Annotated in this window: 15 protein-coding genes and 1 pseudogene; 11 read left to right on the top strand and 5 right to left on the bottom strand. The window is 62.8% G+C overall.

Translation table 11 applies throughout. The annotated features are described in order from the left end of the window. Positions 1-113: 113 nt before the first annotated feature. Positions 114-1343 (bottom strand): OprD family porin, encoded by a 1230-nt coding sequence (locus AC1M7R_RS00660; protein ID WP_490610502.1) that lies wholly within the window; start codon positions 1341-1343, stop codon positions 114-116. Between the two features lie 461 nt (positions 1344-1804). Between AC1M7R_RS00660 and AC1M7R_RS00655 the strand changes: the two genes are divergently transcribed. Beyond that, positions 1805-3289: a helix-turn-helix transcriptional regulator gene (locus tag AC1M7R_RS00655; protein WP_072396106.1), complete on the top strand. Its 1485-nt coding sequence runs from the start codon at positions 1805-1807 to the stop codon at positions 3287-3289. Between the two features lie 239 nt (positions 3290-3528). Next, positions 3529-3777: a DUF1652 domain-containing protein gene (locus tag AC1M7R_RS00650; protein WP_072396108.1), complete on the top strand. Its 249-nt coding sequence runs from the start codon at positions 3529-3531 to the stop codon at positions 3775-3777. 49 nt (positions 3778-3826) lie between these two features. Here AC1M7R_RS00650 and AC1M7R_RS00645 read toward each other — a convergent pair whose 3' ends face one another. Both AC1M7R_RS00645 and AC1M7R_RS00640 read right to left on the bottom strand, forming a co-directional pair. Next, on the bottom strand, positions 3827-5212 hold the full coding sequence (locus AC1M7R_RS00645; RefSeq protein ID WP_072396111.1) for a sensor histidine kinase: 1386 nt from the start codon (positions 5210-5212) through the stop codon (positions 3827-3829). Then, positions 5190-5873 carry a response regulator transcription factor gene (locus tag AC1M7R_RS00640; RefSeq protein WP_072396113.1) on the bottom strand — a complete coding sequence of 228 codons (684 nt, stop codon included), beginning with the start codon at positions 5871-5873 and terminating at the stop codon, positions 5190-5192. Before AC1M7R_RS00640 ends, AC1M7R_RS00645 begins: the two co-directional genes overlap by 23 nt. A 293-nt stretch (positions 5874-6166) precedes the next feature. Between AC1M7R_RS00640 and hcnA the strand changes: the two genes are divergently transcribed. The 3 genes from hcnA to hcnC are packed head-to-tail and all read left to right on the top strand — an operon-like array spanning position 6167 to position 9166. After that, positions 6167-6490, top strand: coding sequence for a cyanide-forming glycine dehydrogenase subunit HcnA (gene hcnA / locus AC1M7R_RS00635; RefSeq protein WP_072396115.1), 324 nt, complete (start codon positions 6167-6169; stop codon positions 6488-6490). After that, positions 6487-7896 carry a cyanide-forming glycine dehydrogenase subunit HcnB gene (hcnB, locus tag AC1M7R_RS00630; protein ID WP_490610148.1) on the top strand — a complete coding sequence of 470 codons (1410 nt, stop codon included), beginning with the start codon at positions 6487-6489 and terminating at the stop codon, positions 7894-7896. Before hcnA ends, hcnB begins: the two co-directional genes overlap by 4 nt. After that, positions 7889-9166: a cyanide-forming glycine dehydrogenase subunit HcnC gene (gene hcnC / locus AC1M7R_RS00625; protein ID WP_072459019.1), complete on the top strand. Its 1278-nt coding sequence runs from the start codon at positions 7889-7891 to the stop codon at positions 9164-9166. Before hcnB ends, hcnC begins: the two co-directional genes overlap by 8 nt. 557 nt (positions 9167-9723) lie before the next feature. On the opposite strand, the pseudogene AC1M7R_RS00620 reads toward hcnC, so the two are convergent. After that, positions 9724-9957 (bottom strand): annotated as a pseudogene (locus AC1M7R_RS00620) (glutathione S-transferase N-terminal domain-containing protein); the annotation flags it as partial. Positions 9958-10006: 49 nt separating this feature from the next. Continuing rightward, positions 10007-10921 carry a MurR/RpiR family transcriptional regulator gene (locus AC1M7R_RS00615; protein ID WP_072396142.1) on the bottom strand — a complete coding sequence of 305 codons (915 nt, stop codon included), beginning with the start codon at positions 10919-10921 and terminating at the stop codon, positions 10007-10009. 311 nt (positions 10922-11232) lie between these two features. Here AC1M7R_RS00615 and AC1M7R_RS00610 point away from each other — a divergent pair, with 311 nt between their 5' ends. The 6 genes from AC1M7R_RS00610 (at position 11233) to iolG (ending at position 18951) form a co-directional block, all read left to right on the top strand. Continuing rightward, the gene (locus AC1M7R_RS00610; RefSeq protein ID WP_072396144.1) at positions 11233-13170 is read left to right on the top strand and encodes a bifunctional 5-dehydro-2-deoxygluconokinase/5-dehydro-2-deoxyphosphogluconate aldolase; all 1938 of its coding nucleotides are present in this window, start codon (positions 11233-11235) and stop codon (positions 13168-13170) included. A 100-nt stretch (positions 13171-13270) separates the two neighbouring features. Next, on the top strand, positions 13271-14164 hold the full coding sequence (iolE, locus tag AC1M7R_RS00605) for a myo-inosose-2 dehydratase (RefSeq protein WP_072396146.1): 894 nt from the start codon (positions 13271-13273) through the stop codon (positions 14162-14164). Further along, positions 14161-14970, top strand: coding sequence for a 5-deoxy-glucuronate isomerase (gene iolB, locus AC1M7R_RS00600; RefSeq protein WP_072396148.1), 810 nt, complete (start codon positions 14161-14163; stop codon positions 14968-14970). The genes iolE and iolB overlap by 4 nt, the downstream gene beginning before the upstream one ends. A gap of 42 nt (positions 14971-15012) precedes the next feature. After that, positions 15013-15834 (top strand): TIM barrel protein, encoded by an 822-nt coding sequence (locus AC1M7R_RS00595; protein WP_490610147.1) that lies wholly within the window; start codon positions 15013-15015, stop codon positions 15832-15834. Positions 15835-15976: 142 nt separating this feature from the next. Next, positions 15977-17908 carry a 3D-(3,5/4)-trihydroxycyclohexane-1,2-dione acylhydrolase (decyclizing) gene (gene iolD, locus AC1M7R_RS00590; protein WP_165887477.1) on the top strand — a complete coding sequence of 644 codons (1932 nt, stop codon included), beginning with the start codon at positions 15977-15979 and terminating at the stop codon, positions 17906-17908. 32 nt (positions 17909-17940) lie between these two features. Then, the gene (gene iolG, locus AC1M7R_RS00585) at positions 17941-18951 is read left to right on the top strand and encodes a bifunctional inositol 2-dehydrogenase/D-chiro-inositol 1-dehydrogenase (protein ID WP_072396154.1); all 1011 of its coding nucleotides are present in this window, start codon (positions 17941-17943) and stop codon (positions 18949-18951) included. Positions 18952-19081: the final 130 nt, after the last annotated feature.

Genomic DNA, 19081 nt, shown 5'->3' with positions numbered 1-19081 from the left:
GGCGCTACCTTGTCAACGTCTGATCGACGAATCGCTCTAAACCGGCCTCCTTGCCGAGCGTTACGCCAGCGTCATGACCGCTATGTGACAGGTCACGACGCCAGCTCCTTTGCTCAGAGAAGCGAAATCGGGTAGCTGATGAAAATGCGGTTCTCATCGAACTCGTTGGTGCTGAAGTCCCGACGCAGCGACGAGTTGCGCCATTTCACGTTGAGGTTCTTCAGCGCGCCGCTCTGTACGGTATAGGCCAGCTCGCTTTCGCGACCCCATTCCTTGCCATCGTCCACCGTGGCGGTGTGCACGTTGTCGCCGCTGATGTAGCGGTTCATCAGGGTCAGGCCCGGCACGCCGACGGCGGCGAAGTTGAAGTCGTGGCGCACTTGCCAGGACCTTTCCTTGGCGTTGTCGTAGCTGGAGTTGTAGCTGTCGTTGGCCAGGGTGCCGCCGCTGGTGCCGTTGACCCGCATCCAGGCATCGTCGCCGCCGACTTTCTGCAGGCCGACATAGAAGGTGTTGCCACCATACTTGGCCGAGAGCATGGCGAAGGCGGTCTTGTTGTCCAGGTCACCGGCCAGGGCGCTGCCGTTTTCCTTGCCGATGAAATAGCCGAGGTTGGCGCCCAGGGTCCAGTCGCCCATGGGCTGGCTGTGGGTCAGGTTGAAATATTGCTGCTGGTAGATGTCGGACAGTTCCGCGTACCACACGCCCACCTGGGTGCGTTTTTCGTTGAAGGCGTATTCGCCGCCGCCGAAGTTGAAGCGGTCGGAGGTGGCGGCGGGGCGGCCGTTCATGAACATGTCTTCCATGCTCGCATCGTTGCGCGGGCTGTTGCCGCGGAACTGGCCGCCATAGAGGCTCAGGCCGGCGATCTCGGTGGAAGTGACCTGGCCGCCGCGGAAGGTCTGCGGCAGGGAGCGACCGTCGTCGGAACGCAGGATCGGCAGCACCGGCATCCATTCGCCGACCTTCAGCTCGGTCTTGGAGACCTTGGCCTTGAGCGCGACGCCCAGGCGGCCGAAGTCATCGGCGGGGCGACCGTCGTCGTGCACCGGCAGCAACTGCGTTCCTGCCGTGCCACGGCCACCATCGAGCTTGACCGAGTACAGGCCCAGCACGTCCACGCCGAACCCCACCGTGCCCTGGGTGAAACCGGACTTGGCGTCGAGGATGAAACTCTGGGTCCATTCCTCGGCCTTGCCCTGGGCATTGTTCGGGTTGGTGAAGTTGCGGTTGAAGTAAGCGTTGCGCAGGTTCAGCGTGGCCTTGGCATCCTCGACGAAGCCTTCGGCCTGGGCGACGGTGGGCAGCAAGGCTGCCAGACTGCTGCAGCCGAGCAGGGTCAGGGCATGGCTGGTGCTGGAAAGGGTATGGCGAGAAGGACGGCTGGGGGAAAAACGGACACGTGTGCTCACAGTAACGCTCCCTACTTTTTTGTTGTTTTTATTTTTGTCATACGTCGTCGTACAACATGACGAGATTATTTGTGGCCGCCGACTCCTTGTCAACTGGCCATTATTTGATTTCTACCAGTGGATGCACCTTGTGAATGGGGCTCTCGTCAAGGGCAGAGCGAGTGATAGCCGTGACGATAAGGACATCGTGCGTGGCGAAAGGGGCGATGGTTGCGTTTACGGTTGTGCGATGACTAGTCTAAGACATTAGTCGAAGGCCGGCATCTTGATGATTTGCCTGGCACCCGAACGAACATCATCGGCATCGTCCCTGTCGGGCACCTTTCTCCAGGGAACGCGTCACCCTCGGGAAGGGTCGTACCACCATGCCTTGTCGATCACATGGAGACCCAATGAACCAAGACGTCCCCAATGCCGATACCAACCGTCGCCAGTTGCTGCAGATCATCGCCGGGCTGTCGGACGGGGTGATGCTGATCGAAGTCGACCAGACGATCGCGTGGGCCAATGAGGCCGCATTGACCATGCACGGCGTCAGCGATCTGAATGACCTGGGTGGCAACGCCAAGGGGTACGCCCAGCGTTTCAACCTGCGCTATCGCAACAATCACGCGCTGCCCGAGGACAACTACCCCATCGCCCGGGTGGCCCGTGGCGATGAGTTCAGCGACGTGCTGGTGGAAGTCACCCCCAAGGCCGATCCCGATCGCACCTGGGTCCATCGGATCCGCAGCATGGTGCTGACCGACCGTGGCGGTGAACCGGAATACCTGGTGTTGATCCTCAGTGATGCCACCGAATGGGCCAGCGCCGAGCAGCGTTTCGAAAAAACCTTTGCCGCGAACCCGGCGCCGGCGGTGATCTGCCGTCTCAGTGACCTGCGCTATATCAAGGTCAATCCGGGTTTCCTGGAGATGACCGGCTACAGTCGCGACCAGGTGATCGGTCGTTCAGTCTATGAACTGGACGTGCTGGAAGCCGCGGAAAAACGTGACCTGGCCGTCGAGCGCCTGGGGCAGGGCGCGACCATTCCGCAGATGCAGGCCGAGCTGAGACTGCCCGATGGCGGCAGCAAACAGGTGATCGTCGCCGGCCAGCCACTGGACCTGCAGGACGAAGACTGCATGCTGTTTTCCTTCATGGACATGGAGCCGCGCCGCAAGGCCGAGACTGCGTTGCGCCAGAGCGAAGAGCGCTTCGCCAAGTCGTTCCGACTGTCTCCCGTGCCTACCCTGGTATGCAGCGCCGAGCAACAGTTGCTGGAAATCAACGAAGCGTTCCTGGAAACCACCGGTTATGCCAGCGAAGAGCTGCTGGGCAAGACCGTTGAAGAAATCGGCTTTATCGACAGCGAAGCCAGCGCCGCCCTGTTCGCCAAGCTGGAGAAGGCCGCCACGGTTTCAAGGATCGACGTCAAGGTGCAGAAAAAAGGTGGTGAGCTCATCGATTGTGAAGTGGCCGCCGATACGGTGCTGATACAGGACAAACCTTGCTACCTGTTGGTGCTGATGAACATCACCGAACGCAAGCGCTCGGAGCTGGAGCTGGTGGCTGCCATCGAAGAGGTGATGAAGGATGCTTCCTGGTTCAGCCGGACCCTGATTGAAAAACTGGCCAATGTGAAAAGCATCAACGCACCGGTTCCCAGCGTGTCGTTCACCGAGCTGACCGCCCGGGAACGTGATGTGCTGGGGCTGATCTGCCAGGGACTGGCCGACAAGGAAATCGCCGCACGCTTGAAACTGGCCCCCAATACCGTGCGCAATCATGTGGCGACGCTGTATTCGAAGCTGGACGTCCATAGCCGTAGCGAGGCGATAGTGTGGGCGCGGGAACGGGGTCTGTTCGCCAATGAGTGGCGCATGAAGGCACCATGATAGCCAGTGCAAATGTACCTGGCCCGTTGGTGCAAATTCGGGTTTTGCCTGTAGCCAGGCTTCCTTACGCTGTCGGGGTGCGACGTCGTCGGTGATGTCGCGTCCCCCACGAAACAGTCAAGGAATACGCCACATGTGCAGCAAGCCAATCGAATGCGGGATTGACAGGACGTCTACGCGGGTCCGGAAGCCGGAGCTGTCCGCCATTCATTCGAACCCGTGGACCTGAGGTGCAGCGCATGACTCACCTGGCTCCCTTGCGTGCTCGTCTCGAAGAGAATTTTACGCCCCTGGCCTGCGAATGCAGCCTCAATGGCGACGGCACCCTGACCGTGCGCCTCTATCACCGTGAAAGCGGTGAAGTCGATCTGGTAGTAAGCGGCATGAGCATCGACAGCGTCCGGTCGGAAGAAAGCATTGCAAAGCTGATCGAAGAACTGCGTTATGAGCTGGGCAACACTCCGCTGTATCGCGGTGATCCCGCCTGAAACTCCCTTCACCACCCCCTTCATTGCAAAGCCACGTCCTGGTTGATCGCTACAGCAGCGTCGCTCGGCAATCGAGCGCCAGGCGGGCTCCGCCCTGTTCGCTGCTATCCACCTCAAGCGTAAATCCGTGCAGATTGACAATCGCCGCCACGATGGACAGGCCCAGGCCGAATCCACCGTGCTGGCTGCTGCCCTCTGCGCGATAGAAACGCCGGAACACGGCCTTGCGTTCCGCCTCCGGGATGCCGGGGCCGGAGTCGAGTACTTCGATGCGCGTGCTGTCGCCCTGGTCCACGCCCCGCAGGACGACCTCGCCTCCCGGCGGTGTGAACTTGATGGAATTGCTCAGCAGGTTCGACACGGCTTCGAACAGCAGCGCCCGGTCGCCATTGAGCAGGGGCAAGGTCTCGGGCACGTCGAGGCGGAAGGTCAGTTCGCGTTCTTCGGCCAGGGGCAGGTAGAAGTCGTGCAGTTCCTGCAAGAGTTGCAACGGGTCCAGGCGCACGAAACCCGAACGGCGCTGCTGGTCTTCCAGTTCGGAGATCCGCAGCAGCCCGCGAAACCGAGCCATCAGGGTATCCGTCTCGGCAATCACCTGATCCATCTGCAAGGCTTCGGGCGAGCCCTCTGCCGCTTCCTGCTGGATCCGGTAAAGCTGGGCGCGCAAGCGGGTGAGGGGCGTGCGCAGGTCGTGGGCGATGTTGTCGCACACGCCCTTGACCTCGTTCATCAGGCGCTCGATGCGATCGAGCATGGCGTTGACGATCGCCGCCAGCATGTCCAGTTCGTCGCGGCGGCTCGACAGTGGCAGGCGATGGGTGAGGTCGCCGGCCACAATGGCCTCGGCGCTGGCCTGCAGTTTGCGGATGCGCTGCAGTGGTCGGCGGCGCAGCAGATGCCAGCCGGCGAGGCCCGGCAGGATGGTCAGCGACACGCCCCAGAACAATGCCCGCAGGATGATGTGCGTGACGGCGAAGAGCGAACCGTTGTCCCGTGCCAACACCAGCCAGCGTCCGTCCTGGGTCCGGGTCGCCACCGCATCGCAACTGTCCGAGGGCACGCCGGGGGCGTCGGAGTCGACGCAGCCGCCCAGCATGTGGATCTTGCCGTCCAGCGGCAGGTCGGCCGGAATCCGCTGGATCGGCCCGCTCAGGTGCCGCAGTTGCGGATCGAACAGGCCGTAGGCATCGACCCCGCGCTCGTCCAGGGTCAGGCTGGCCATGAGCGCGTCCTCCAGCTGGTCGGCATGGATGCGGGCAAACAGGTGCTGGCGCTGCATCAGGGAGTGTTTGGCCAGGCTGTCGAGGTAGCCGAACACTTCGTAATACATCACCCCCATCAACAGAGCGCTCCAGATCACGAACAGCGCGCTGTACAGCGCCAGCAGGCGGCTGCTGGAGGAGCGCCAGCCCTTAGCGGGGTTCAGCAATGACATAGCCGGAACCTCGCACGGTGCGAATCAGGGGTTCCAGGCCCGGCGGGTCGATCTTCTTGCGCAGACGACCAATGTGCACGTCGATCAGGTTGGTGCCGGGGTCGAAGTGATAGCCCCAGACTTCCTCGAAAATCATCATGCGCGAAAGGATCTGTCCGCTGTTGCGCATCAGGAATTCCAGCAACTTGTACTCGGTGGGCAACAGGCTGAGCAGTTGCCCGTTGCGGCTGGCCTCGCGGCTGATCAGGTTCAGTTCCAGGTCGGCGACCCGAAGGGCGGTTTGCGTTTCCTGGGCGCCGTTGTTGCGGCGCAGCAACACTTCGACACGAGCCGCCATCTCGTCGGTAGCGAAGGGCTTGGTCAGGTAGTCGTCGCCGCCGGCCCGGAGACCGCGTACCCGTTCATCCACATCGGACAGGGCGCTGATCATCAGGATCGGCGTCGCCACGCCCATGTTGCGCAGCGTGGTGACGATCACCAGGCCGTCGAGCTCGGGCAGCATGCGGTCGAGGGTAATCAAGTCGTAGTCGCCGCTCACCGCGCGTTCCAGACCTTCGCGGCCATTGTCGACCCAGTCGACGCTCAGGCCGTTGCGGGTCAGCTCGGCGACGATCTCACGGGCGGTCACGGCGTCGTCTTCGATGGTCAGGATGCGGTTCATGGGCGGTACCGGGTTGAGAAATTGATGCCATTGCGCAGCATTCTGCCAAAGATTACCTGTCGGCTTTCTGAAAAAAAGTTCATCGAAGCCGCCAGCGATTTCCCTGGCCTGGATCAACACTTGGTCACAAATTATCCCTAACATGCGTTTCGCCCGCACTATCATGTGGCATCGATTGCCCCGCCTTGGCGCGCTCGCGCTGACGCAGGCACCGACGCAACCGGTGATGGTGTGCTGCAAGGAGCCGAGACCTCACTGGTCCTTCAATAAAAGCATCAAGGAAGAGCAGCATCATGCAGTCTCAAGACCTTCTACGCCGAAAATTCGACATCCAGCCCCTGGCCAGGGCCGACATGACGGTGTGCCTGGACGGGCGGATCGTCGACGCCGCCCACGGCGAAACCGTTCTTACCGTCATCCAGTCCCTGGGCCAGCGCCAGGTGGCCCGCAACGATCACCAGCAGATCAGCGGCGCGTATTGCGGCATGGGCGTGTGCCATTGCTGCCTCGTCAAGATCGATGGGCGTCACAAGCGCCGCGCCTGCCAGACCCGGGTGCGTCCCGGCATGCAGATCGAGACCCGGGCCAACCGCATCGCCGAAACGGAGGCGCCATGAGCCTCGATCCGGTGATTGTCGGCGGTGGGCCGGCGGGCATGGCCGCAGCCATCGAGCTGGCGGCCCATGGGGTGCGCAGCACTTTGCTCGAAGAGGCGCCGCGCCTGGGTGGCGTGGTCTATCGTGGGCCGTTGCGCGACGGTGTGAGCCTGGACTACCTGGGTTCCCGCTATAGCCAGGCCCTGAACAGGCTTCACGGTGAGTTTCGCCAGTACGCCGGGCTGATCGACGTTCGGCTCGACAGCCGCGTCGTCGGAGCCGAAGGGGTCCGGGCGCTGATGCTGCTGGATGCCGACGAGCGTTTGCGGGAAGTCGCCTATTCCCATCTGGTATTGGCGGCCGGTTGCCATGAGCGCAGCGTGCCGTTTCCCGGCTGGACGCTTGCCGGGGTGATGATGTTGGGTGGGTTGCAGCTACAGATCAAGAGCGGGGTGGTCAAGCCGCCCAGTCCGGTGGTGATCGCGGGCACCGGCCCGCTGCTGCCCCTGGTGGCCTGCCAGCTGCATGCTTCAGGCGTGGCCGTGGCCGGCGTGTACGAGGCGTGCGCATTGGGCAGGATCGCCAAGGAAAGCCTGGCCTTGCTGAACAAGCCACAGCTGTTTCTCGACGGCCTGAGCATGCTGGGCTATCTCAAGCTGCACGGCATTGCGGTGCGTTATGGCTGGGGCGTGGTGCGGGCCGATGGCGACGGTGAGCTGAGCTGTGTCACCGTCGCGCCTTATTCCAGCGACTGGGAGCCCGACCTGGCCCGTGCCGAACAAGTGCCGGCCCAGACCCTGGCGGTCGGCTACGGCTTCATTCCACGCACCCAGTTGAGCCAGCAGATGGGCCTGGAGCATGGCTTCAGCGATGACGGCTACCTCAGGGCGGTGTCCGATGCCTGGCAGCAAAGCAGCGAGGCCCATATCCACCTGGCTGGCGACATGGGCGGGATCCGTGGCGGTGAAGCGGCCATGCTGAGCGGGCGCATCGCCGCGCTATCGATTCTGATGCAAGGCAATGTGCTCGATCCTCGTACCGCCCTTGAGCGCCGCGAGCGCTACCAGGCGCAACTGGACCGCATCGTGCGCTTCCGCGCCGCCGTGGACCGATACACTCGCCGCGGTGCCGGGCAAACCGCGCTGCCCGCCGCCGATACGGTGATCTGCCGCTGCGAGCACGCCACCCGCGCTGATATCGACCGGGCCCTGGAGCAGGGCGTGCAGGACATGGCCAGCCTGAAAATGCGCACCCGGGTGAGCATGGGCGACTGCCAGGGGCGGATGTGCGTCGGCTATTGCAGCGACCGGCTGCGCGAAGCCACCGGACGTGGGGATGTGGGCTGGTTGCGACCGCGCTTCCCCATCGACCCGGTGCCCTTTTCAGCGTTCCAGAACGTAGGCCAGGAGGGCGTACGGCATGACTGAGTATCAGAGCCTGAAGGATTACGACGTGGTCATCGCCGGTGGCGGTGTGATCGGGGCTTCGTGTGCCTATCAGTTGTCCAAGCGCAAGCACTTGAAGATCGCGCTGATCGATGCCAAGCGCCCGGGCAATGCCACCCGGGCTTCCGCGGGAGGCCTGTGGGCCATCGGCGAGTCCGTGGGGCTGGGGTGCGGGGTGATTTTCTTTCGCATGATGTCGGCCAACCGCAAGCGCCAGGCCCAGGGCGCCGCCGTGGCGGTGGACGCCAGTACGCCGCACATCCTGCCGCAATCGTTCTTCGACTTCGCCTTGCAGTCCAACGCCTTGTATCCGCAATTGCACCGGGAGTTGATGGACAACCACGGCATGGATTTCAAGTTCGAGGAGACCGGGCTCAAATTCGTGATCTATGACGATGAGGACCGCTTGTACGCCGAGCATATCGTCGCCTGCATCCCGCACCTGGCGGACCAGGTCCGCTGGCTCGACCAGGCCGCCCTGCGCGAGGCCGAGCCGAATGTCAGCCACGAGGCCCGGGGAGCGCTGGAGTTCCTGTGCGATCATCAGGTCAGTCCGTTCCGCCTGGCGGACGCCTATACCGAAGGCGCTCGACAGAACGGCGTCGACCTGTTCTTCAACACCAACGTCACCGAGGTCCTGCGCAAGGGCACGCGGGTCACCGGGGTGAAGACCGCCGAGGCGGGCACCTTCAATTGCCGGACCCTGATCAACGCCGCCGGTGCCTGGGCGGCGGACCTGAGTGAGCAGGCCACCGGCGTGCGGATTCCGGTCAAGCCGGTCAAGGGCCAGATCCTGTTGACCGAACGCATGCCGAAGATCCTCAAGGGCTGCCTGACCACCAGCGATTGTTATGTGGCCCAGAAGGACAACGGCGAAATCCTGATTGGCAGCACCACCGAAGACAAAGGCTTTGACGTGACCACCACGTACCCGGAAATCGAGGGGTTGGTCCAGGGTGCAGTGCGGTGCATCCCGCAATTGGCCGACATCAACCTGAAGCGGACCTGGGCCGGCCTGCGCCCTGGATCTCCCGACGAGTTGCCGATCCTGGGGCCGATGCGGGGCGTGGAAGGCTACCTCAATGCCTGCGGGCATTTCCGCACCGGCATCCTGACCTCGGCCATCACCGGGGTATTGCTGGACAAATTGGTGAACGACGAGCCGTTGCCACTGGACATCACGCCGTTCCTGGCGGATCGGTTCGAGGTGGCACCAGCGTTCGTGGAGCCGAAGGAAGTGGAACCGGCCTGAGCAAATCCTGTTTGGGATCTGTGGCGAATACATATCCCGCCGTCACCCGAAAACAAACTGTGGGAGCGAGCTTGCTCGCGATAGCGTAAGGTCAGTCAGCATCCATGTTGGCTGGTACCCCGCCATCGCGAGCAAGCTCGTTCCCACAGGGATCCGGGGTGAATCAGAATCCTGCGCTCGACCGCCATCGCCGGTTATTCCATCGGCGTGCTGACAAACGCCTCCAACCCTTCGGCATAGGCGGTGAACGCGCTGATCGAAGGAAAGGACTTGCCCTGCACCTGATCCGGTACCACCAGGTTGGTGAAGCTCCAGGCCACTGCCAGGGTGATGCCTGCCTGATCGAGTGAGCCGTCGGTGACCAGGGGCTGTTTCACCAGTTCCTGTTCGAGCATGCCATAGGCCGCCGCCAGTTGGCCTTCAACCCGTTCGACCCAGGGGGCGTGTTGGATTTCTGTCGGCCGCAGGTTGCGTTCATAGTAGATCTGCACCGACTTCTCGCACGCCGCCAGGGCCAGGCCGATAAGGCGCAGGGTGCGCAGCCGTTGCACGCTGTCGACCGGCATCAGGCTTTTGCCCGGTGTGGCCAAGACCTCGAGGTGGTCGATGATCAACGTGGAGTCCATCAGCACCGCGCCATCGTCGAGCACCAGGGTCGGCGCCTTGACCACCGGGTTGATGCGCTGGAACTGTTCGAACTGCCTGAACACCGAAATCGATTGATGTTCCAGGGCAATGTCCAGGCATTTGGCGGAAATGGCGACGCGTCGTACGAATGGCGAGTCCAGCATGCCGATCAGTTTCATGGTGCTTCCTTCTGTGGTTGGACGGTCCGGGTTTCTAGTCCTCGAATCCTGCCTGTTCGTGGATTTCATCGACCTTGAGCTCCAGCCGGTAGGCCACGGCAATGAACAATGCCTGGCACAGGCAAAGGGTAGCGCTCAGGGAGCGAAACGCGAACGAGCTGCCTTCGTTTACCAGCAACACCGTATTGGCCCGTTTGGCCAGGGGCGACAGGTTGCTGTCGGTGATGATCAAGGTCTTGGCCTGGTGATGCTGGGCGATGCGCAGGCAATGCTGGGTTTCCTTGCCGTACGGGGTGAAGCTGATGGCGATCACCAGGTCGTTGGCCCGGACGCTGCGCATCTGCTCGCGATAGCTGCCACCGAGCCCGGACACCAGGTGAATGCGCTTGTTGGTGTGTTGCAGGTTGTACACCAGGTAATCGGCTACCGCGAAGGAACGCCGGACGCCCACCACATAGATATTGTCGGCATTGACCACCAGGTCCACGGCCTTGTCGAACGCCTGGTCGTCCAGTTCCAGCCCCAATCGCTCGATGCCCGAGAGTGTGGCGTTGATGCATTCGCGCGCCAGGTCGCCGCCGCAGGCCTTCTGGGATTTGTTGGCGATCATGCTGCGAATGCGCTGCTGGTAGTTCTGTACCGGCGTGGTCTTGTGGGTGTAGGCCTCCCGGAACAGCGCCTGCATTTCACTGAACCCGCTGAAACCGAAGCGTTGGGAAAAACGCACGATGGCCGACGGATGCACTTCGCATTCGCGAGCGATATCACTGATACGGTCGACCATGATGCGGTCGCTTTGCTGGCTCATGTAGCTGGCGATGCGTTTGAGCTGGCGCGGCAGGCTTTCATATTCCTCGGTGATCAGTTGCAACAGGCGTTCGGCATTGATCGGTGGGGTTGCGAGGGCGGACGCGCGCTCGGACGGCTCCGGCAGATCGGGGCGGGTCATAGAAAATCCTTCTGGCTTGTTCTTATAGGGCGGTCCGATAACGTCCCGGCCCTCGACAACAGGTTGGCTGGTCGCAGTCTACAGCGTAGGCGCAAGGAAAATAATGAGCGCGGCAGGCGACGTGACCTGCTGAAACGATGCACTGCGCCTGTCGCGGTTCCGAGCACAGGGTATTGGAAAAAATATTCCACGTAAAAAATTTATAGAATAATTATTGATATTTGCCCGTGGCTCGTTTTAGTCTGCATCCACCAACGCGTTGGCACCGCTCCGGCGGCGAACGCAGGCTGATAAAAATAACAGGAGCCAGCATGGGCCAGACTCGTTTTGCCAGTGGGCGTCAATTGGATGTGATCTGCCTGGGACGCCTGGGTGTCGACCTGTATGCGCAACAAGTCGGGGCGCGGCTGGAAGATGTCACAAGCTTCGCCAAATACCTGGGTGGCTCATCGGCCAACATCGCTTTCGGCACCGCTCGGCTCGGGCTCAGGTCCGCCATGCTGAGCCGGGTAGGGGACGACCACATGGGACGCTTCCTGGTGGAGTCCCTGGCCCGTGAGGGCTGCGATGTCAGCGGCATCAAGGTCGATCCGCAACGCCTGACCGCCCTGGTGCTGCTGGGTATCAAGGACCGGGAAACCTTCCCCCTGGTGTTCTACCGGGAAAACTGCGCCGACATGGCGTTGCGCGCCGAAGACATAGACGAGGCCTTTATCGCCTCCAGCAAGGCCCTGTTGATCACCGGCACTCATTTCTCCACCGACAGCGTCTACAAGGCCAGTATCCAGGCGCTGGACCATGCCCAGAAGCACAACGTCAGGCGGATCCTGGACATCGATTATCGCCCGGTGCTCTGGGGCTTGGCCGGCAAGGCCGATGGCGAGACCCGTTTCGTGGCCGACCAGACCGTCAGCCGGCATGTGCAAGGCATCCTTCCGCGTTTTGACCTGATCGTCGGCACCGAGGAGGAATTCCTGATCGCCGGTGGCAGCACGGATCTGCTGGCCGCGCTGCGCACCGTGCGTTCGCTGACGGCGGCGACCCTGGTGGTCAAGCTCGGCCCGCAGGGTTGCACGGTGATCCACGGCGCCATCCCCGACCGGCTTGAAGACGGTGCGATCTATCCGGGCGTCAAGGTGGAGGTCCTGAATGTCCTGGGGGCCGGCGATGCCTTCATGTCGGGCTTTCTCGCCGGCTGGCTGGAGGAAGCCGACGATGCGCGCTGCTGCCAGTTGGCCAATGCCTGTGGCGGCCTGGTGGTGTCGCGCCATGCCTGTGCCCCGGCGATGCCGACCCGGGCCGAACTCGATTACCTGTTCGACAGCCCGGTGCCCATCACCCGGCCGGACCAGGATGTCGCATTGCAACGGCTTCATCAGGTCAGTGTGCCTCGCAGGGCCTGGAAACAACTGTTCATCTTTGCCTTCGATCACCGTTGGCAACTGGTGGAACTGGCTCAAAAAGGCGACCGGGACCTGAGCAGCATCGGCGCGCTCAAGCAACTGTTCATCCAGGCGGTGGAGCGAGTCGAAGTCGATCTGCGTCGCCAGGGCATCGAGGCGGACGTCGGGTTGCTGGCCGATCAACGTTTCGGCCAGGATTCCCTCAATGCCGCCACCGGACGCGGCTGGTGGGTGGCGCGCCCGGTGGAGGTGCAAGGCTCGCGGCCGCTGGCTTTCGAGCATGGCCGCTCCATCGGCAGCAACCTGATCGCCTGGCCAGGCGAGCAGATCATCAAGTGTCTGGTGCAATTTCATCCCGATGACGAGCCGCTGCTGCGCCTGGAGCAGGAGGCGCAGTTGATGGGGTTGTACAAGGCATCCCAGGTCAGTGGCCATGAACTGCTGCTGGAAGTCATCCCGCCCAAGGATCATCCATCGCCGCATCCGGACGTGCTCTATCGCGCCTTGAAGCGCCTCTACAACCTGGGGATCTTTCCGGCCTGGTGGAAGATCGAAGCCCAGACCGCAGAGCAGTGGAAGCAACTCGATGAGTTGATCCAGCAGCGCGATCCGTACTGCCGTGGTGTGGTGCTGCTGGGCCTCAATGCTCCGGCCTCGGCCCTGGCCGAAGGTTTTCGCCAGGCCAGCCAGAGCGCTACCTGCCGGGGTTTTGCCGTGGGGCGCACGATCTTCCAGGAACCGAGCCGAGCCTGGCTGGCGGGGGAGATCGATGACGAAACGCTGATCAGGCAGGTACAGGGCACGTTCGTGGAACTGATCGACGCGTGGCGAGCGGCCCGGGCGTGACCGATGGAACAAGCATCCGTGGCGAGGGGATAACCCCCCTTGCCACAGTAGTGTTGCGTTCACCCATGCATTCAGTTTGAAAACAATAAAAGGTGCAGCCATGCCCGCGATTCGAATTGGCATCAACCCGATTTCCTGGAGCAACGACGACTTGCCCTCGTTGGGCGGCGAGACACCGTTGAGCACCGCGCTGAGCGAGGGCAAGGCCATCGGCTATGAAGGTTTCGAGCTCAACGGCAAGTTTCCCAAGGACGCCAAGGGTGTGGGCGATGTGCTGCGCCCCTATGACCTGGCACTGGTCTCGGGTTGGTATTCCAGTCGTCTGGCCCGACGCTCGGCAGCCGAGGAAATCGACGCCATTGCCAGCCATGTCGAGTTGCTGGCGCAGAATGGCGCCACGGTGCTGGTCTACGGGGAAGTCGCCGACTCCATCCAAGGCCAGCGGATTCCCCTGATCGAGCGGCCGCGCTTTCACACCGACGAGGCCTGGCAGGCCTATGCCGACAAGCTGACCGAACTGGCCCGCTTCACGTTGTCCCAGGGGGTGCGTCTGGCCTATCACCATCACATGGGCGCTTATGTCGAGTCGCCTTCGGACATCGACAAGTTGATGGCTCTGACCGGTAGCGAAGTCGGCCTGCTGTTCGACTCAGGACACTGCTACATGGGCGGCGGCGAACCGCTGCAAGTCTTGCGCAAGCACATCGAGCGGATCTGCCACGTGCATTTCAAGGATGTGCGCAAGCCGGTGGTGCAGCTGGCGCGCAACAACCTGTGGAGCTTTCCCGACTGCATCATCAACGGCACCTTCACCGTGCCGGGGGATGGCGACATCGATTTCGCCGCGTTGCTCGACGTCCTGTTGGCCGCCGACTACCAGGGATGGCTGGTGGTGGAGGCCGAGCAGGATCCCGCCGTGGCGCCGAGCTATGTGTATGCCAAGAAGGGCTACGACACCCTGCGCGCCTTGCTGCAAGAGAGGATCCCGGCATGAGCCTGTTGATCAAGAGTCAAGCCAGCGGCCGGACCGTGGTGGCGTTGCCCCCGGGCGAGCTGGAATACGTCGGCTTCACGGCCTGTCGCCTGAGCCTCGGCGAAACCCTGCCGGTGGCCGCGGCCGACAAGGAGCTGTGCCTGGTGCTGCTCAGCGGGCGTATCGGTCTGAAGGGCGAGGCGCCGGGGCAGGGCGTTTTCGATTGGGACAACCTGGGTGATCGCCAGTCGGTGTTCGAGGACAAGTCGCCCTATGCCGCCTACCTGCCCCCCGGCAGCCAGGCGCTGGTGACCGCCTTGAGCGACGTGCAACTGGCGGTATGTGCCGCCCCGGGTTCGGCCGGAAACGAGTACGGCCCGCGCCTGATCCTGCCCGACAGCATGAAGCGCAGCGTTCGCGGCAAGGGTGCCAACACCCGGTATGTCTGCGACATCCTGCCGGACAGCGAGCCAGCCCATTCGCTGCTGGTGGTGGAGGTGCGCACGCCTTCGGGCCATTCGTCCAGCTACCCGCCCCACAAGCACGACACCGACGACCTGCCGCACCAGAGCTTCCTGGAAGAAACCTATTACCACCAGATCAGTCCGCCCCAGGGCTTCGTGTTCCAACGGGTCTATACCGACGATCGCAGCATCGACCAGGCCATGGCCGTGGAAAACAGCGACCTGGTCGTGGTGCCCAAGGGGTACCACCCGGTCAGCGTGCCCTACGGGTACGAGTCGTACTACCTGAATGTCATGGCCGGCCCGAAGCGGGTCTGGCAGTTCCATAACGACCCGCAGCACAGTTGGCTGCTGGACCTCTGAACGTCCCATCGCCCGTTTTGCACGAATGCCGGAGGAATAACAATGAACAAGCCCCTGCGTTTTGCCTTGAACCGAATGGTTGCGCCACGCCTGTCACTGCCTGAGTTCATCGACCTGGCCCTGGCCTTGAAAACCGATGCCATTGAAATCCGCAACGATCTGCAGGGCGTCGAGATCGAGAACGGCATGGCACCGGCCAGCGTGCGCCAGTTATGCGAGGCGCGGGGCATCAAGGTGCTGTCGATCAATGCCCTTTACCCTTTCGATGTGTGGAACGAAGAGCGCCGTGTCCAGGCCGTGAGGCTGGCCGACTACGCCCGCGAATGTGGTGCCCAGGGGCTGGTGATGTGTCCATTGAACGATCGCGCCGACCCGCGCAGCGAGGCCGAACGTTCGGCGGGGCTGCGTACCGCCCTCGGTGAGCTGGCGCCGATCCTGCGGGCCTTCGGTGTCTACGGCTATATCGAGCCCCTGGGGTTCGAGGAGTGCTCGCTGCGCCTCAAGCGCACGGCGGTGGAAGCGATCGCGGACACCGATACCCAGGATGTGTTTCGCCTGGTGCATGACACCTTTCACCATCATCTGGCGGGGGAGCGGGAGTGCTTTGCCGAGTTGACCGGCCTGGTGCACATCTCCGGCGTCGAAGATGCCCTGGCGCCCCTGGCGACGATCCGGGACGGTCACCGGGTGCTGGTGGGCGAGGGCGATATCCTCGGCAATGCCGCGCAGATCGAAGCGTTGCGGGCCGGCGGGTATGACGGCTACCTGTCCTTCGAACCGTTCGCCGAAAGCGTCCATCAGTTGGCTGACCTGCGCCAGCCGCTGGGAGCAAGCATGAATCACCTGCAGAACTCCCAGGCCTGACTGCCGTGTCGGGAAACTTTTCATGTGGGAGCGGGCTCGCCCGTCCAGGCGTCGGCATCGCATCGATGTCGCTGGCACGGCGCCTGCCCGGGGCAGGCCGGCTTCCACGCTCGATCGAGTTGCGTTTGAAAAAGGTGCAAGCATGTCCACAACACGACTGACCATGGCCCAGGCCCTGGTGAAATTCCTCGATAACCAGTATGTCGAGGTCGACGGCGTCCAGAGCAAGTTCATCGCCGGCGTCTTTACCATATTCGGTCACGGCAACGTGCTGGGCCTGGGCCAGGCGCTGGAGCAGGACAGCGGCGACCTGGTGGTGCACCAGGGGCGTAACGAGCAGGGCATGGCCCACGCCGCCATCGGCTTCGCCAAGCAGCACCTGCGTCGGAAAATCTATGCCTGCACCTCATCGGTCGGCCCCGGCGCGGCGAACATGCTGACCGCTGCCGCCACGGCCACCGCCAACCGTATCCCGTTGCTGCTGTTGCCCGGCGATGTCTATGCCAGCCGCCAGCCGGACCCGGTCCTGCAACAGATCGAGCAGTTCCACGACCTGAGCATCAGCACCAACGATGCGTTCAAGGCCGTGAGCAAATACTGGGACCGGATCAATCGCCCCGAACAATTGATGACCGCCGCGATCCACGCCATGCGCGTGCTCACCGACCCTGCCGAGACCGGTGCGGTGACCCTGGCGCTGCCCCAGGACGTACAAGCCGAGGCCTACGACTACCCGGACTATTTCCTGCAAAAACGCGTGCATCGGATCGACCGCCGGCCGGCCACCGAGGCGATGCTGGGGGATGCCCTGGCATTGCTCAAGGGCAAGCGCAAGCCGCTGATCATCGCGGGCGGGGGCGTGAAGTATGCCGGCGCCAACGCCGCCCTCCAGGGGTTCGCCGAACGCTTCGAGATCCCCTTCGCCGAGACCCAGGCCGGCAAGAGCGCGGTGGTGTCCAGCCATCGTCTGAACGTGGGCGGTATCGGCGAAACCGGCTGCCTGGCGGCGAACCTGCTGGCCAAGGAAGCGGACCTGATCATCGGTATCGGTACTCGCTACAGCGATTTCACCACTGCCTCGAAATGGCTGTTCCAGCACCCGGAGGTGCAGTTCCTCAATCTCAACATCAGCCCATGCGACGCGTTGAAGCTCGATGGCGTGCAACTGGTGGCCGATGCCCGTTCGGGACTCGAGGCCTTGTCGTGCACCCTGGGCGGCTATCGCGCCGAATGGGGCGGGCGCATCGCCGAAGCCAGGGCTCGACTGGATGCCGAGGTGGACCGGGTCTACCAGGCCGACTATCGAACCGAGGATTTCGTCCCGGAAATCAACGACCGCACGGACCCGGCGGTGTTGCGCGAATTCATCGAACTCACCGGCTCCTGCCTGACCCAGAGTCGTGTACTGGGTACCCTCAACGAAACCCTGGACGACGACGCCATCATCGTGGCCGCCGCTGGCAGCCTGCCTGGCGACTTGCAGCGCAGCTGGCGCAGCAAGGGCGTGAACACCTACCACGTCGAGTACGCGTATTCCTGCATGGGGTATGAGGTGAATGCGGCGTTGGGCGTGAAGCTCGCCGAGCCTGGAAAAGAGGTATATGCCCTGGTGGGCGATGGCTCCTACATGATGTTGCATTCGGAGCTGGCGACCTCGATCCAGGAACGGCGCAAGATCAATGTGGTGCTGCTGGACAACATGACCTTCGGCTGCATCAACAACCTGCAGATGGAACATGGCATGGACAGCTTCGGCACTGAATTCCGCTTCCGCAACCCGGACACCGGCAAGCTCGACGGCGGCTTCGTACCGGTGGATTTCGCCATGAGCGCGGCGGCCTATGGCTGCAAGACCTACAGGGTCAAGACCCTCGAGGAACTGCACGCGGCCCTGGCCGATGCGCGACGGCAGACCGTCTCGACCCTGATCGACATCAAGGTCCTGCCCAAGACCATGATCCACAAGTACTTGTCATGGTGGCGTGTCGGCGTGGCGCAGGTCTCCACCAGCACCCGTACCGATGAGGTCGCCCGCACCCTCAATGAACGACTGGCCCAGGCCCGTCAGTACTGATTGCCCCACCCAAACAACACAAGGAGTTGCAAATGTCTTTGAAGCTGGGCGTCATCGGCACCGGGGCCATCGGCCAGGATCATATCCGTCGTTGCAGCCAGACCTTGCTCAACAGCCAGGTGGTGGCGGTGACTGACATCAACCTCTCCCAAGCGGCAAAGGTCGTGGCCGACCTGAACCTCACCGCCGAGGTGTACCCCGATGGACATGCATTGATCAAGGCCCCGGAAGTGGAGGCGATCCTGGTCACCTCCTGGGGACCGAGCCACGAGGAATTCGTGCTGGCGGCCGTCGCGGCCGGCAAGCCGGTGTTCTGCGAAAAACCCCTGGCGGTGACGGCCGAAGGCTGCCGCAGGATCGTCGACGCCGAGGTGGCCCATGGCAAGCGCCTGGTGCAGGTGGGTTTCATGCGGCCTTACGACCAGGGGTACCGGGCGCTCAAGGCGGTGATCGACAGCGGACAGATCGGCGAGCCGCTGATGCTGCACTGCGCTCACCGCAACCCGAGGGTGGGAGAGAATTACAAGACCGACATGGCCATCACCGACACCCTGATCCATGAGCTGGATGTGCTGCGCTGGTTGCTGGCCGACGACTACGTCTCGGTGCAGGTGGTGTTTCCACGCAAGACCAGCAAGGCCCTGGCTCACTTGCGTGACCCGCAGGTGGTGCTGCTGGAGACCGCCAGGGGCACTCGCATCGACGTAGAGGTGTTCGTCAATTGCCAGTACGGCTACGACATCCAGTGCGAAGTAGTGGGGGAGACCGGCATCGCCCGGCTTGCGGAACCGTCCCAGGTCCAGCTGCGCAGTGAGGCCAAACTGTCCAATGCCATCCTGATGGACTGGAAGGACCGTTTCATCGCCGCCTATGACGTCGAGCTGCAGGCATTCATCGATGGCGTGCGCGCCGGCCAGGTGGGTGGACCGTCGGCCTGGGATGGGTTTGCGGCGGCGGTGGCGGCGGATGCCTGTATTGAGGCGCAGCAGAGTGGGCAGATCGTCAAGGTCAGCTTGCCCGAGCGTCCGCCCTTCTACGGTTAACCCCAATCCCCTGTGGGAACGGGCTTGCTCGCGATAGCGGTGGGTCAGGCAACATTAATACTGGCTGATCCGACGCCATGGCGAGCAAGCTCGCTCCCACAGAGGACAGTGTCATATCCAGACAAGGAGC

Source organism: Pseudomonas sp. MS01C9 (assembly GCF_058202755.1).
Note: the sequence above shows the minus strand (reverse complement) of the source record. Positions and strands in the feature narration are given on the sequence as shown.